This window comes from Pacificispira sp. (assembly GCF_965228185.1).
Taxonomy (GTDB): domain Bacteria; phylum Pseudomonadota; class Alphaproteobacteria; order UBA8366; family Aestuariispiraceae; genus Pacificispira.
This window is the reverse complement of sequence record NZ_CBDDHE010000008.1, coordinates 599,753-614,735: the sequence shown is the minus strand read 5'-3', so window position 1 is coordinate 614,735 and position 14,983 is coordinate 599,753. Positions and strand designations below refer to the sequence as shown.

At 62.3% G+C, this 14,983-nt stretch carries 14 protein-coding genes; 8 read left to right on the top strand and 6 right to left on the bottom strand.

Going from position 1 to position 14,983, the window contains the following annotated elements:
* Nucleotides 1-52: 52 nt before the first annotated feature.
* The 4 genes from ACO06O_RS17670 to ACO06O_RS17655 are packed head-to-tail and all read left to right on the top strand — an operon-like array spanning nt 53 to nt 3,756.
* Nucleotides 53-1,135, top strand: coding sequence for an ABC transporter ATP-binding protein (locus ACO06O_RS17670; RefSeq protein WP_421882764.1), 1,083 nt, complete (start codon nt 53-55; stop codon nt 1,133-1,135).
* A complete protein-coding gene (locus tag ACO06O_RS17665) occupies nt 1,128-2,162 on the top strand; it encodes an ABC transporter permease (protein WP_421882761.1) in 1,035 nt (344 codons plus the stop codon). The genes ACO06O_RS17670 and ACO06O_RS17665 overlap by 8 nt, the downstream gene beginning before the upstream one ends.
* A 12-nt stretch (nt 2,163-2,174) precedes the next feature.
* Nucleotides 2,175-3,047: an ABC transporter permease gene (locus tag ACO06O_RS17660; RefSeq protein WP_420418889.1), complete on the top strand. Its 873-nt coding sequence runs from the start codon at nt 2,175-2,177 to the stop codon at nt 3,045-3,047.
* Between the two features lies 1 nt (nt 3,048).
* Nucleotides 3,049-3,756, top strand: coding sequence for a hypothetical protein (locus tag ACO06O_RS17655; protein WP_421882758.1), 708 nt, complete (start codon nt 3,049-3,051; stop codon nt 3,754-3,756).
* A 328-nt stretch (nt 3,757-4,084) separates the two neighbouring features.
* On the opposite strand, the gene ACO06O_RS17650 is transcribed toward ACO06O_RS17655, so the two are convergent.
* A complete protein-coding gene (locus tag ACO06O_RS17650; RefSeq protein ID WP_421882755.1) occupies nt 4,085-4,978 on the bottom strand; it encodes an SDR family oxidoreductase in 894 nt (297 codons plus the stop codon).
* 126 nt (nt 4,979-5,104) lie between these two features.
* Here ACO06O_RS17650 and ACO06O_RS17645 point away from each other — a divergent pair, with 126 nt between their 5' ends.
* Nucleotides 5,105-5,524, top strand: coding sequence for a winged helix-turn-helix transcriptional regulator (locus tag ACO06O_RS17645; RefSeq protein ID WP_421882752.1), 420 nt, complete (start codon nt 5,105-5,107; stop codon nt 5,522-5,524).
* A 210-nt stretch (nt 5,525-5,734) separates the two neighbouring features.
* A complete protein-coding gene (locus ACO06O_RS17640; RefSeq protein ID WP_421882748.1) occupies nt 5,735-6,358 on the top strand; it encodes a class I SAM-dependent methyltransferase in 624 nt (207 codons plus the stop codon).
* A gap of 297 nt (nt 6,359-6,655) precedes the next feature.
* On the opposite strand, the gene ACO06O_RS17635 is transcribed toward ACO06O_RS17640, so the two are convergent.
* Nucleotides 6,656-7,081 (bottom strand): VOC family protein, encoded by a 426-nt coding sequence (locus ACO06O_RS17635; protein WP_421882745.1) that lies wholly within the window; start codon nt 7,079-7,081, stop codon nt 6,656-6,658.
* An 83-nt stretch (nt 7,082-7,164) separates the two neighbouring features.
* Here ACO06O_RS17635 and ACO06O_RS17630 point away from each other — a divergent pair, with 83 nt between their 5' ends.
* Nucleotides 7,165-7,743, top strand: coding sequence for a TetR/AcrR family transcriptional regulator (locus tag ACO06O_RS17630; RefSeq protein WP_421882743.1), 579 nt, complete (start codon nt 7,165-7,167; stop codon nt 7,741-7,743).
* A 7-nt stretch (nt 7,744-7,750) separates the two neighbouring features.
* Here the strand turns inward: ACO06O_RS17630 and ACO06O_RS17625 are convergent, their stop codons facing one another.
* Nucleotides 7,751-9,550 (bottom strand): ATP-binding protein, encoded by a 1,800-nt coding sequence (locus tag ACO06O_RS17625; RefSeq protein WP_421882740.1) that lies wholly within the window; start codon nt 9,548-9,550, stop codon nt 7,751-7,753.
* Between the two features lie 113 nt (nt 9,551-9,663).
* Nucleotides 9,664-10,284 carry a LysE family translocator gene (locus ACO06O_RS17620; RefSeq protein WP_421882737.1) on the bottom strand — a complete coding sequence of 207 codons (621 nt, stop codon included), beginning with the start codon at nt 10,282-10,284 and terminating at the stop codon, nt 9,664-9,666.
* Nucleotides 10,285-10,383: 99 nt separating this feature from the next.
* Here ACO06O_RS17620 and ACO06O_RS17615 point away from each other — a divergent pair, with 99 nt between their 5' ends.
* A complete protein-coding gene (locus ACO06O_RS17615; protein WP_421882734.1) occupies nt 10,384-11,319 on the top strand; it encodes an AraC family transcriptional regulator in 936 nt (311 codons plus the stop codon).
* On the opposite strand, the gene ACO06O_RS17610 is transcribed toward ACO06O_RS17615, so the two are convergent.
* A complete protein-coding gene (locus ACO06O_RS17610; RefSeq protein ID WP_421882731.1) occupies nt 11,312-11,944 on the bottom strand; it encodes a tetratricopeptide repeat protein in 633 nt (210 codons plus the stop codon). The two genes, ACO06O_RS17615 and ACO06O_RS17610, sit on opposite strands and share 8 nt — an antisense overlap.
* Before the next feature lie 9 nt (nt 11,945-11,953).
* Nucleotides 11,954-14,731: a preprotein translocase subunit SecA gene (secA, locus tag ACO06O_RS17605; protein WP_421882728.1), complete on the bottom strand. Its 2,778-nt coding sequence runs from the start codon at nt 14,729-14,731 to the stop codon at nt 11,954-11,956.
* Between the last annotated feature and the right edge of the window lie 252 nt (nt 14,732-14,983).

The window sequence follows — 14,983 nt, the reverse complement described above, 5'->3', positions numbered from 1 at the left end:
TACCGCTTCAAGGGCAGTATTTGTTTTTTGATATTCTGGGAAGGGGGAGCCCATGCGCGGCAAGGATGTGCGTCTGGAAGACGTTGTGATGCGATTCGGCGATTTCACCGCCGTCCAGAAAACCAATCTGAAGATCAACGCGGGCGAGTTCTTCTCCGTCCTTGGCCCGTCGGGCTGCGGCAAGACGACGATCCTGCGCATGGTTTCCGGCTTTATCGAGCCGACCGAGGGGTCGGTCTTCATCGGCGAGGACAATATGCGCGGGCTGGGCCCGGCGCGACGGCCCACGGCCCTGATCTTCCAGAACCTCGCGCTTTTCCCGTTAATGAGTAATTGGGAAAACGTCGCCTTCGGTCTCGAGGCGCGCGGCATCGACAAGAAGACCCGCCGCAACCGCGCCTTCGAACTGCTGGCGCTGGTCGGGCTGCAGGGTCACGAGGAAAAGACACCGGCGGAATTGTCCGGCGGCCAGAAGCAGCGCGTCGCCATCGCGCGCGCCCTGGCGGTGGAGCCGGCGGTACTGTTGCTGGACGAACCGCTGTCGGCATTGGATTTGAAACTACGCCAATACATGCGGGCTGAATTGAAAGAAATCCAGCGCAAGACCGGCGTCACCTTCATCTTCATCACCCATGACCAGGGCGAGGCCCTGACCATGTCCGACCGCATCGCGGTGATGAAGGCAGGTGTGGTGGAACAGGTCGACACGGTCGACAATATCTACGCCAATCCGAAAACGCCCTTCGTCGCGACCTTCGTCGGCGAGAACAATGTGCTGCAGGGTAAGGTCGCGCAGGCCGACAAGGAATATGCCGTCGTCGAAACCCCGCAAGGCCCGCTGCGCGGGTTGAACCAGGACGGGCTGTCCGCCGGGGAGACGGCGATGCTGTTCGTCCGACCGGAGCGCACGGTTCTGGTCAATGGCGTCATCCCGGACAATAGCTTCGAGGCGCATTTTGAGCGCCGCGATCTGGAAGGCGCCTATGTGAACCTGTTCTTCAAGACCGATGCCGGACCCTTCATCGTGCATGAGGCCAATCGCGGCCGGCACGGCGATCTGGCGGGCGCGGCCAAGGTCGGCTTCAACGCGGGCGACGCCATCGTCATGCGCCCGGGCGAGGTCGACAATGAATGAGCTGATCCGAAGTTACGGCAAGGGGCTGACCACCGTCTTCGTGACGCTGACGGCGTTCTGGCTGTTGATCCTCATCATCCTGCCCCAGGCCTTCATGCTGGAACATTCGCTGTGGATCATCGACCGCGACGATCAGCTGGGCATGAAAATCGACCGGGCCTATTCCGACTTGGGCCTGATGGAATACGACCTGACCAGCAAGGAGGGTGACGAGAAGGTCGCCTTGCAGGAAGAGGTCGACGGCCTCAAAGCGACCATCGCGGAACTGGAGGCGCAGGAGACCGATCCGCCGACGGTCTATGGATTGCAGAACTACACCAAGATGTCGTCGCTACATTTCACGATATTTGTAAAAAGTATCGTCTATGCGCTGATGGTGACGGTTCTGGCCTTGATCGTGTGTTACCCGATCGCGTTCACCATCGCCAAGCTGGCGACACCGCAGCGGGCGGCCCTGTTGCTGCTGGGGCTGATCATCCCCTATGCCATCAATGAATTGCTGCGCGTCTATGCCTGGCTGATGATCCTGGATTATCAGGGGGTGGTGAACAGTTTCCTGGCCTGGCTGGGCCTGGTCAATTTCGAAAGCAAGAGCTGGGTTCCCTTCCTGGAATACTCCGGGTCGGTCTTCGTCGCGCTGATCTATGCCTATGTCCTGTTCATGATCTTCCCGATCTACAACACGGTCGACACGCTGGATAAGAATCAGTTGGAGGCGTCGCGGGACCTGGGCGCATCGACCTTCCGCACCCATTGGCGGGTCGTCATCCCCCATGCCAAGCCGGGGATCGCGGTCGGCTGCATCATGACCTTCATGCTGTCGGTCGGCTCCTATTCGGTGCCGCAGATCATGACGCGCGGGAAGTCGGGCGATTGGTTCTCGCAGCTGATCTACCGCCAGTTCTTCGAAAGCCAGAACTGGAATGTCGGGGCCGCCTATTCCTTCAGCCTGGTGCTGGTCTGCCTCGCCTTCATCCTGATCATGATGAAGGTGTTCAAGGTCGGCATCCGCGACATCGCGAAATAGGGGGACGACAGAATGACCGCCACCACCTCTGATTCCGCCGTCACCGTCGCGGCCGGCGCCCCCGCTCCGGCCGGACGCCGGGCCGGGACCGAATGGTCCGAAGTGATCCTGAAAATCTATATCGGGGTCTTCTTCCTCTATCTCTTCGCCCCCTTGCTGGTCATGTCGCTGGCCGCGTTCAACGCCTATGAGTACCCGTCGGTCACGCAGTGGCGCGGCTGGACCCTGAAATGGTTCGGGGAACTGGCGGAGGACGACCGCATCCTGCAGGGGATCGTCAATTCGGTGATTGTCGCCGCAGGCGTGATCGGCATCTCGCTGCCGCTCGGCCTGTCCGGTGCCTTCATCCTGACCAGACTGCAAAGCCGCTTCAACAATGTGCTCTATGCGACGCTGGTCTCGCCGCTGCTGATGCCGGGGATCATTCTCGGTATTTCGACCCTGATCTTCTGGGGCCGGGTCAATGTGTCGGGCGGGTTGTTGCTGACGATCCTGGCCCAGGCCAGCTTCATCGCGTCCTATTCCATGCTGCTGTTCATGGCGCGTCTGCAGCGTCAGGACCGAGTGTTGGAAGAGGCGGCGCTGGATCTCGGCGCGTCCAGTTTCTTCATGTTCCGACGCATCACCTTGCCGTTCCTGATGCCGACCATTCTGACGGCGGCGGTGATCGCCTTCCTGCAGTCGATCGAAAACTACAATACGACGGTCTTCGCCATCGGTGGCGACTGGACCCTGGTGACGGAAATCGGCTCGCGCTTCCGTTTCGGCCTGTCGCCCGTTATCAATGTGATCGGTGTCCTGTTCGTGATCGTCACCGTGGCCGCCGCCACGCTGTATACGATCCAGAAGGAACGCGAGCGCAAACGGAAAGCGGCCCTGAAGTAAGTTGACGGTCCAGATCACCTTTCGTTGTCCGCCGGAATGGCGGGAGGTTCTGCCGCGGCCGGTGTCGGGGCGGCAGGGGCTGCCGGACTGGCTGAAAGCCATGCCGCAGGAGGCGCATAGCGCGCTGATCGGCCAGGATGTGCGGACGGTGAAACATTGTCCGCCTTTCCTGGACGCGATGGGCGGCGGCTGGCTGATGCCGCTGCTCTGCGACGTCGCGGTAACGGACGGGCCGGATTTCGCCTGGGATTGGGATCTGCCGCCGGCCGCCCAGAATCGCCTGACGCGGTCGCCGATTTCCTTGCATGTCTCGGCCCAGTTGGACGGCGTGCCCTTTGCGGAACCCGGCATGGCCGCAATAAAGTTCAACAGCGCCTGGACCGTCGAGGTGCCGGACGGCTGGTCCGTGCTGTTCACCCACCCGGTCAACCGCTTCGACCTGCCCTTCCGCACCCTCACCGGCCTGGTCGATTGCGACGCGTTCAGTCACGGCTTTGTCCATTTCCCGGCCTTGTGGACCGACAGGGATTGGACCGGAACCCTGCCCGCCGGCACGCCGGTCGCCCAGCTTTGGCCCGTTCCGCGCGGCGTTGAAGCGGTGTTCGGCACGTTGGACGGGGAGGATGCGGATAAGGTCGAGGAGACCCTGGACCGGATCGGCGATGCGCGCGGGGGCTACCGCAAGAACTTCCGCGCGGGCGGCGGCTAATCCTTAAAGCCGCATCCCTGCGAAAGCAGGGATCTTCTCTGTCCCCGCGCTCTGCTGGGCCGTCGAAGGTTCCTGCTTTCGCAGGAACACGGGATCGTTGGAACGCGGAGCGCGAGGGGGGATCGCAGAGGACGCGGAGGGGGGGCAGGACGTCTCGGCGTCCTCTGCGAAAACGCCGCGTCCTTTGCGTTCCTAATCCTGGTTCCTTGCTGAACACGCCCGTCATTCCGGCGAAAGCCGGAATCCAGAGCCAAGTGCAGGGCGGGTGCCCTGTTCCCTGGACCCCGGCTTTCGCCGAGGTGACAGGTTGAGAGGATCGGTCTTGAGACTACGCCGCCTGGGCCAGAAGCGCGCCCTTACTGGCGGTCAGGAAATCCTCCAGCGCCCGCGGCTTCGCTCCGGTCAGCGTTTCGAAATCATTCGTCACCATGGCGATCTTGCCTTCGCGGGTATTGGCGTCGAAGGAGGCGAAGATCGGGGCCAGGACTTCCGGGACGCCATGGGTGATCATGCCCTGGCGCAGGGCCTCGTCCGACACGGGCACCACTTCGATCGTCCGGCCGGTTAGGTTGGATACCAGCGCGGCGATGTCCGCCGTGCTGCGAGCCTGGCCACCAGTCAAGGTCAGCAGGCGGTTCGCCGTCACCCCATCGGCCAGGGCGGTCGCGGCGGCGCGGGCGCAATCGTCCAGCGCGATATGGGCCAGCTTGCCGCCGCCCGCCGCGCTGACCCACTGGCCGGACGCGACCGCGCCGGGCAGGGACATGAACAGGTTCTCCATATACCAGCCGTTGCGCAGCACGGTCCAACCCAGGCCGCTCTCGGCCAGTGCCTGTTCCGTGCCCAGGTGATCCGGCGCGAAGGGGATCAGGGAGCCTTCCGGATTGGGCATGGACGTGTAGACCACATGACCGACACCGGCCTGCTTGGCGGCGGTGATGGCGGCCTTGTGTTGGGACAGGCGTTTGCCCGGTTCGCCCAGCGCGTCGGTCGAGATCAGCAGCATCCGACCGATGCCGGTCAAGGCACCCGCAGCGGCCGGGTCGTCAAAATCGATGCGGCGGGTTTCGATCCCCTTCTCCGCCAGTGTGGCCTGTTTCTCCGGCGTGCGGGAGGCGGCGACGATGCGGGAGGGATCGACGGACAGGGTGTCGAGAAGATGACGGATCACCGCCTGACCGAGACGGCCCGAGGCACCGGTTACCAGAAGTTTGTCAGTCATGTTACGCTCCGAAAGTTGGTATACAAAAGAGACCAGCGCTATAAAGGGAATTGCAGGCCGTTCGAAAAGAAGGCAGTTTCAACGCAGATGGTTACCTTCAGGGAACCGGCTGGAAGGAGACGGTGGGTGGAAGAGCCCGATCAGACGGTCCGCGGGGTCGTCGCGGAATTTGCCCGCGCCCAGGACGCGCAGGCGCTGGAAGGCTGCCCGGTGCGCGATGTGCTGGACCGGATCGGCGATAAATGGAGCACGCTGATGCTGCTGACCCTGGGTAGCCGGCCGCATCGCTTCGGGGAATTGCGGCGGCGCATCCCGGACATATCCCAGCGCATGCTGACACAGACCCTGCGCAGCCTGCAGCGGGACGGTTTCGTGAAACGCACGGTGTTCGATACAACGCCGCCCAGCGTCGAATACGCGCTGACGCCTCTGGGACAGTCGATCCTGCAGCCCCTTTCCGGGTTGATCACCTGGGCATCCGACAGCCACGAGGCAATCCGCGCGGCCCGGTTGGATTACGAGGAAGCCGTCCAGGCCGTGGAGTAGGTCAGCGCAGGGCCTCTTCGAAGAATCCTACGATCTGGGCAACCCTTTCAGTCTGGCGGTCCGTCGGGGCATGCGCATATCCTGGTTCCCCTTGTGTCGCCGGGTTGGTAGCAAAGGACTCCCTAAAAAGACCGTTAAACTTCATCGACCGTTGCTTGCGCCTGCAATGCCGACGCTCTAAATCGGTTGTGCCAAAATGGGGAGGGTTCAATGACAACGGCGCGGACATTCTGGGACAAGGCGGCGGATAAGTACGCGGCGAGCCCGGTGAAGAACATGCCGGCCTATGAACACACGCTGGACCGGGTTCGGGCCCATCTGAAACCGACGGACAGGGTGCTGGAGATCGGCTGCGGAACCGGCACGACCGCGCTGAAACTGGCCGATGCCGCCGGGCATATCACCGGCACCGATATTTCCGATCGCATGATCGAAATCGCCCAGAGCAAGGCAAGCGACCAGGGGGTGGCGAATGTCGATTTCCGCCAGGCCGCGCCGGGCGACGGCAGCCTGGGTGCCGGGACCTATGATGCGGTGACGGCGTTTAACATCCTGCATCTCCTGCCTACCCTTCCGGCGGTCCTGGCCGAGATCCGTGACCGCGTCGAACCGGGCGGGCTGTTCATCTCGAAATCGGTCTGCCTGCAGGGGATCTGGCGCGCGATGTGGTTGCCGATTGCCGTCATGCAAGTATTCGGCAAGGCGCCCTATGTGCGCTTCATGTCCACCGGGGCGTTGGAAAAGATGATCCGCGAGGCGGGATTCGACATTGTCGAGACCGGCGACTTCCCGAAATCGCCGCCGTCTCACTTCGTGGTAGCGCGAAAAGTTTAGGGCCGTAAGGCTGCCCGACGTCGGTATTCCTGCGGAAGCAGGAATCCTCCTGAAGCCGGCACAGTCGTGTCTCCTTGCCCTGGATTCCCGCCTGCGCGGGAATGACGGATCGGGTGGGGCGGGCGTGGGCCGGTGGCGTACCCGCTGGGACCTTATCGGGATTGGCTCACGTGAACCGGCCCTCATTTTCTTCGTCATACCCGCGCAGGCGGGGATCCAGGGGTAACCGGCACGAATGTGCCGATCCTCCCTGAACGCCCGCCATCGCGGCTATGACGTCCGGCAACATGCGCGGCGTCAGACAGGCACCGCGTCCGGGGCGTATTGGGCCAGGAACTCGGCGCTGGGCGGGATCGGTTTGATGACGTCGATCAGCACGCCGTTCGGATCGCTGGTGATGAAATGGCGCTGGCCGAAGGCCTCGTCGCGGATATCCAGAAGGATCGGCAGGCCGTCGGCCTTCGCCTGATCATAGACCGCGTCGACATCCTCGACTTCGAAGTTCAGCAGCAGGCCGGAAACGCGGCCCCGGCCGACTTCCGGGATGGTCTCATGGTCGCCCTTCAGAATGGCGAGGTTCACCTTTTCGTCCTCGGTCGATTGCAGATGGACATACCAATCGGCCTCGAACGCCGCCCGGAAACGGAAATGGTCCTGATAGAACCGGGACGTGGCGGCGACATCGCCGGTCATGATCACGGGGTAGTACTGGGTGCAGCGCATTGTTGATCTCCTGTAAAAAGATACATACAGTGTGTATGTAGTGATTAACTAACATACAGGCTGCATGTATGCAACAGGAAAAGATGGCCCGACGCTCAAACCGCGACCGGTCCGAAGAAACCCGCGGGAAATTGCTGTCCGCCGCCCGTGCCCTCTTTGTCGAAAAGGGCTATGCCGAGACGGGAACGCCCGAAATCGTCAAATCGGCAGAGGTCACGCGCGGCGCGCTGTACCATCATTTCACCGACAAGGCGGATTTGTTCCGGGCCGTGGTGGTCCAGGAAGCACATTCCGTTGCGGAGGAGATTGAGGAGGCGTCGATTGACCAGACGGATCCGATCGACGCACTTGTGACCGGCGCGGAGGCGTATTTTCAGGCGATGCGGCATCCGGGGCGCAGCCGGATTCTGCTGATCGACGGACCGGCCGTCCTGGGCGCGGATGCGCTTGCGGCGATCGATCGGGAAACCGGCGGCGGCACATTATATGACGGGCTGGCTCACGCGGCGCGGCGATTCGGTCGGGACGACCTGCCGCTTGAAGAATTGGCGAGCCTGCTATCCGCCGCGTTCGACCGTGCCGCGCTGGCCGTATCGGAAGGTGCGGACCCCGCGGTCTATGCCGGGGCGATGCGGCAGATGCTGCTGGGTCTGTTCCGCTAAGAGATGGTCAGTGAGGTCGGCTTGGCAGGTCGAAGGTCACTGTCGTGCCCTGGCCCAGCGTACTGCTGATCTGAAACTCGCCATGGTGCAGTTCGACCAGGGACCGGGCGATGGACAGGCCGAGCCCCCAACCGTCCTGGGCTTTATGGGGGTCGGTTTCACCGCGGGCAAACGGCTCTAGGATATCGGTCAACCGTTCCGGGGGAATGCCCTTTCCGGTATCCGCGACGCGGATGGCCATACGATCGTTCAGGCGGTCGGCCGCAATCAGGATCTGGCCGCCGGTTGGCGTATACTTGACGGAGTTGGACAGCAGATTCAGCAGAACCTGCTGCACCGCGCGGCGGTCCCCGATTACCATCGGCAGTGCGTCCGGCAACTCGGACCGGATCGAGACGCCCGCGGCACTAGCTTTGGTATCGAGCATGGCAATGCTTTCGCCAACCACATCGGGTAATTCGAACTCGGCAAAGTGCAACTTCTTGCGTCCCGCCTCGATCGCCGCGATGTCCAGAATGTCATCCACCAGGGACAGGAGAAGCTTCCCGCTGGAATGGATATGGCCGGCATATTCGGTGTACTTTCCGCCCCCTGGGGGGCCGACGAGGCGATGAGATATGATTTCCGCGAAGCCGAGGATGGCATTCAGCGGTGTGCGCAATTCATGACTCATCGCCGCCAGGAATTTGGATTTCGCCTGGCTGGCGTCCCGCGCTTCCTGCAGCGCGTGATCCCTTTCCCGTTCGGCCGCCACCCGGTCAGTCAGGTCCATGACGCTGACGGGGACGGCCACCGATTCGGACCGGTCCTTGGGAATCGGCATGGAAACGATCACCGACAGTGGTTGGTCCTTCAGTGTTCGATGCTCGGCGTCTATCACCAGGCTGTCACGTCCTTCCCAGACAGCGCAGAATTGCTCGGCACGCACCTCATCGACTTTTGGGCCCAGAACGAATTGCCGGTGACGGATCAACTCGTCAAATGAAGAGGCGCCATACAGATCAAGGCACGCCTTGTTGACATGCAGGATGGCGGATAGGGCCGATAGCCTGTCATATTCTTCCGGATGCTTGGCCAGATGCGCCCGAAGGTCGGTAACGCCCGCGGCACGCAGTTCCTGTAACCGGTCCCAGACCGCGCTCAGGTCCACGATCCAGAGCGACACCAAGGAACTGTCGAACAATTGCTTGTAGAGCGTCTCGCTCTTCCGCTTTTCCAGTTCCGCTTTCTGGCGTCGGTCCTCGCGGGACAACAACAGGCCACCCAGAAAAATGCCCATGAAGATCGCGCTGCCCCAGGGAAGCAGCATCCGCATCATCAGGTCGAATCCGAAGGCGAGATCGCCGACCAACAGAAAGCCCGGCGCGGTAAACAGGACGGCCAGGACGGCGCCGACCGCCAGGGTAACGACGTCCGTCTTGTACCAGCGCATATAGTACAGGCCTGCGCCGACCAGGGCGGACAGGGTGACGCCGAAGACCCCGGCCATGGCGCCGCTGCCGCCCAAATAGATCCGAAACGCACCGGCAATTGCCGCGCTGGCAAGGGCGGAAAACGGTCCGCCGAAGGCGCCGCTCAAGACAATGATGGCATTGCGCTGATCGACAATCACACCTTCGGTAACGGGAATTTTGACATACATGCTGCCGAGAGTGACCAGGCCGAAGAACACGCCCAGTAAGAGCTGCCGGCGAACCGTCGGCCAGCCGCGGACCTGATCGATCAGATAGGAGTACCCGACGATCAGAACGACAAAGATCGATATGTTGTTCAGCAACAACAGAAAAACGTTGAAATCTTCGCCCATCCGCCTGTGCTCGATTGGTCCCGGACCATTTCACATTCAAGACTGCTTATGATAACGGGAATCCCGAATTCTTTCCAATTCGGAAGTTTGGGCGGGTCTCGGCGCGAGTGGGCTCAGCCCCCGATTAGACTTCGGTCGGCAAGGACGGGGATCATGGTGGCGATCAGCAAGCCAGCCATGACGAGGTTGAAAAGCCTGAGCCGCGTGTCGGTGGAGAGCACGCGCCGCAAGGCCACACCGGACACCGCCCAAAGGCTGATGGTCGGCAGATTAACGATCGCAAACAGGGCGATCAGTATCAGCAGGCTGCTCAGATAGTTTTCCGGGTCCGTATAGGAAACCGTCAGGATGAATGCCACCGCCCAGGCCTTGGGATTGACCAATTGAAACATGGCCGCTTGGACAAACCCGATCGGTTTCGCCAGCGTTCCGTCCGACCCGCTTCCCAACGATCGGATGCGCGAAATCTTCCAGGCCAAATACATCACATAGGCCGCGCATAGGACGCGAAGGACCGTCAGGATGGCCGGTGCGCGCTGCAGGATTTCCCCTAACCCGATGCCGATGCCGAACACCATGGTCAGAAAGCCGCAACTGATCCCAAGGACCAGCGGTAGGGATCGGCCGAACCCGAAATTTACCCCGGAACTGAGCAGCAGAAAATTTCCAGGACCGGGCGACAGTGACATGACAAAGGCAAACCCGATCAGGGCCAGGCTGGATTCAAGTGTCATCGGCTTCCTCATATGTAGGTTGAGCGCCGACTATTGACGGAGAAGTTTCGGACGACCATTCTTCCCAGATCAGATTTTATATCGAATCGTCCAAAATCGATGGTCCGGAACGACCCCCTGAGCGATGTCCTGGACGCGCTGCGTCTGACCGGCGGAATGTATTTCACGGCGGATCTGCGCGGGGATTTCGCGATCGTTATTCCCGAAGACGGCGATACGATTCGGATTCATGGCGGTCTGGACGGGGATTGTATGGTGACGGTGCCCGGACTGCCGCCGATAGGCTTGGCGGCGGGCGATTGGGTCCTGATCCCCCACGGCGCGACGCAAACACTGTTTCGGGACAACAGCCGGCCCGCAGTTCCGCTGAACGAAGCCCTTTCGGCCGGCACGCTGACGCCGGACGGGCGGTTTCAATATGGCGAGACCGGCGCCTGTACGACGCTGCTATGCGGGTTCTGTCGTTTCCGAGCGGGTTTCAACCATCCCGTATTGTCGCAATTGCCGAAGGTGGTCGTACTGCGCGCCGCCGAGATCCGGAACGATCCACCCCTTACCGCGCTGCTGGGCATACTGGCGGCGGAACACGACGGGGGGCAGCCCGGCGGAACGGCGATCCTGACTCGGTCCATGGAGATGCTGCTGCTGTATGCGCTGCGCCGCCTGACCGGAAAGGAGATGTCGGCCACGCCCGGTTTCCTGACGGTTCTGGCGGACAGGCGCCTGCGTCGTTCGGTGGAAGCCATTCACAACCGGCCAGAGGCCCGCTGGACACTTTCGGATCTGGCACGAGAGGCGGGAATGTCCCGCACGGCCTTTGCGGAGGCTTTCGCGGCGCGGGCCGGAATGGCGCCCGCAGCCTATCTGCGGCTCTGGCGTATGATCCGGGCGCGTGATCTCTTGCGCCATACGGATTTGGACGTTTCGGAGATCGCCGCGCGATGTGGCTATGAATCCGTGCCGTCCTTTTCAATCCGGTTCAAGAAAGAAACCGGACTGGGGCCCGGCGCGTTCCGGCGGTTGGACGCTAGCTGACCGGATTTTCGACGGGGTCGTCTCCGATGAGCCGGGCCAGGCGGGTTTCATCGAGGCTGAGCCGCCCCTTCGAACGCTGCCCAAGCGATTTCAACAGCGACGGAGCCAGATTGGGATTTGCGGCGCGCAGCGAGCGACAGAGCGTATGTGCATCGTCGATCTGCCCGGTTTCCAACAAAAGCCGGACCATCAGAAGGCCATCGGCCTCGGTCCACGCTTCCAGGGAATGCAATATCGAAAGACTGGTCTTCGCCTCCGTCCATTGGCCAAGTCCGGTCTGGATGTTGGCGAGGGCGCGCAGGGCGACCGGATCGCGGGGGAAGGCCGCAAGGTCGTCGACCGCGCCGGTCAACTCCCCCTGATCGGACAGGGCGAGGCCGCGTTCGATCCGCGCATCCGCCCGATCCGGCGCGTTACGCAGGCAGCGGTTCAGCCAGTAGACCGCGTCCGCCGGTCGCCCGGAGCGGCGTAGGAAGACACCATAGTTATAGAGTGACTGGGCATCCGCCTTCTTGTCGGTCGCCAGTTTGCGGAACAACCGGTCGGCCGTCGCACTGTCGCCGGACTGAAACGCCGCGACCGCCTGCCGGGTCAGATCCTGACGCTTATCGGCGGCGGTCGGCATGGCGTCCGGTCAGGCCTTACCGTGGCAGTGCTTGTATTTCTTGCCCGACATGCAAGGGCAGGGCGCGTTGCGCGGGACCTTGCCCCAGGTGCTCGGGTCGCCCGGATGCAGCCAGCGGCCCGTCGCCTCATGCTTCACGAAGCCCGGGGGCGGCGTGTCGTCTGACACCGGCTGCGTGCCGGCCGAAGTTTGTGCCGCGGGTTCTCGGGCGCTGCCGCCGGAGGCATCGGCGATATCGTCCTCGGCGGCCGGGCGCAGTTCCTGCTGGGCCGTCGGGGCCTGTCGCCGCGCCAGGTTCTCTTCCGCGTCGGTGCGCAGTTCGACATGGGACAGAACCTGTGTCACCTGGCTGCGCAGCCCGGTCAGCAGGGATTCGAACAGCGCGAAAGCCTCTGTCTTGTATTCGTTCAGCGGATCGCGCTGGGCGAAGGCACGCAGGCCGATCCCCTGCCGAAGGTGGTCCAACTGAAGCAGATGGTCCTTCCAGGCATTGTCCAGCAATTGCAGCAGCAGGCTGCGTTCGGCGATGCGCATGATGTTGGCGCCATAGCGGGACGCCTTCTCTGCCATCTTGCGGTCGATCGCGTCGCCGATGCGGTCGCGGAACTCGGTATGACCGACGCCCTCTTCCTTGGCCCATTCCTGGATCGGCAGGTCCAGACCGAAGACGCGCAGACATTCCTCATGCAGGGAATCCAGCGCCCATTCCTCGGGCAGGGCCTTTTCCGGAATGCAGCGGTCGACGATTTCGTCCACCGTCTCGGCGCGCATGTCCTTGATGGTTTCGCTGACATCGTCATCGCCCATCAGTTCCTTGCGCTGCTCGAACACGACCTTGCGCTGGTCGTTCATGACGTTGTCGAATTTCAGCAACTGCTTGCGGATTTCGAAGTTGCGGGCCTCGACTTTCGACTGTGCCTTTTCCAACGCCTTGTTGACCCAGGGATGGACGATGGCCTCGCCCTCTTCTAGGCCCAGGCGGCGCAGCACGCCATCCATGCGCTCCGACCCGAAGATGCGCATCAGATCGTCTTCCAGGCTTACGAAGAACTTCGATTCGCCCGGATCGCCCTGACGGCCCGACCGGCCGCGCAGCTGGTTGTCGATGCGGCGGCTTTCATGCCGTTCCGTGCCCAGGACGAACAGACCGCCGGCGGCCAGAACCTCTTTCCTGCGGGTCTCGATCTCGTCCTTGATCTGCGCCTGTTTCTGGGCGCGCAGGGATTCGTCCTCGATCTCCGCCAACTCGCGTTCCAGGCGCAGTTCCAGGTTGCCGCCCAACTGAATGTCGGTGCCGCGGCCGGCCATGTTGGTCGCGATGGTCACGGCGCCGGGAACGCCCGCCTCGCCGATGATATAGGCCTCGCGTTCGTGCTGGCGCGCGTTCAGGATCTGGTGCCGGATGCCCTTCTTCTTCAGCTCGCCGGCCAGCTGTTCGGACTTTTCGATCGACACCGTGCCGACCAGGACCGGCTGACCCTTCTTGTTGCATTCCAGGATCTGCTGCACGACGGCGGCGTCGCGCTCGGCCGAGGTGCGATAGACCTCGTCGTCATTGTCGATACGCTGCATCGGCTTGTTGGTCGGGATGTCGACGACTTCCAGGCCGTAGATCTCGGCGAATTCCCCGGCCTCTGTCATGGCCGTGCCGGTCATGCCCGCCAGTTTCTCGTACATTCGGAAATAATTCTGGAAGGTGATGGAGGCCAGGGTCTGGTTCTCCATCTGGATCGCCACTTTCTCCTTGGCTTCCAGGGCCTGGTGCAGGCCTTCGGAATAGCGCCGGCCTTCCATCATGCGGCCGGTGAACTCGTCGATGATGACGACCTTGTTGTCCTTGACGATGTAATCCACGTCGCGCGTGAACAGCTTGTGCGCGCGCAAGGCCTGGTTGACGTGATGCACGACCGTGACGTTCTGGACGTCATACAGCCCGCCTTCGCCCAACAGGGACGTCTTCTCGCGCAGCAATTCCTCGATCCGCTCCTGGCCGATTTCGGTCAGGGTCACGGCGCGCTGCTTCTCGTCCTTCTCGAAATCCTCTTCCGTCAGCAGCGGGATCAGCGCGTCGACGGTCATGTAGAGTTCCGAGGAATCGTCGGTCGGGCCGGAAATGATCAGCGGCGTCCGCGCCTCGTCGATCAGGATGCTGTCGACCTCGTCGACGATGGCGAAATGCGGTTCGCGCTGCGCCATCTGGTCCAGGCGGAACTTCAGATTGTCGCGCAGATAGTCGAAGCCCAGCTCGTTATTCGTCGCATAGGTGATGTCGCAGCGATAGGCCGCCTGACGGCCAACCTCGTCCAGGCCGGGCACGACCACGCCGACACTCAGCCCCAGGAACTCGTAAATCCGGCCCATCCAGCCGGCATCGCGTCGCGCCAGGTAATCGTTGACGGTGACGACATGGACGCCCTTGCCGGACAGCGCGTTCAGATAGACCGCCAGGGTCGCGACCAGGGTCTTGCCTTCCCCGGTCTTCATCTCCGCGATCTTGCCCTGATGCAGGACCATCCCGCCGACCAGCTGGACGTCGAAATGCCGCATGCCCAGAACGCGTTTGGAGGCCTCGCGGACCACCGCAAAGGCCTCCTCAAGAATGTCGTCTTCGCTTTCGCCCTCGGCCAGGCGCTTCTGGAACTCCGCCGTTTTCGCCTTCAGCGCGGCATCGTCCAGCGCCTCCAGTTCCGGCTCCATCGCCCCGATCTTTTCGGCGCGCTTGCGCATCTGTTTCACGATCCGGTCGTTGGCGGACCCGAACACGTTCTTTAGCAAACCGCCCAGCATGAAAGACGTGACCTTTGTGATTGGAGCAATTGGTTCGACGAAGGAGGAGCCGCAGAGCCCGACCGCGAGAGAGATGCGAAAATCCGGGAAATCCGGGCAGCGCATCCGCGCGTTTGGAGATAAGGGGCCGCTGCCCGGCTGTCAACGCGTGCCTGCCCCGGAGGCCGGAGAAACCCCGCTGTAATGCTTGTGGTCGGCGGCGGGACGTGGTTTCTTGCGCTGCGAAAAAGGACGGCCTCACGGGGGTCGCTT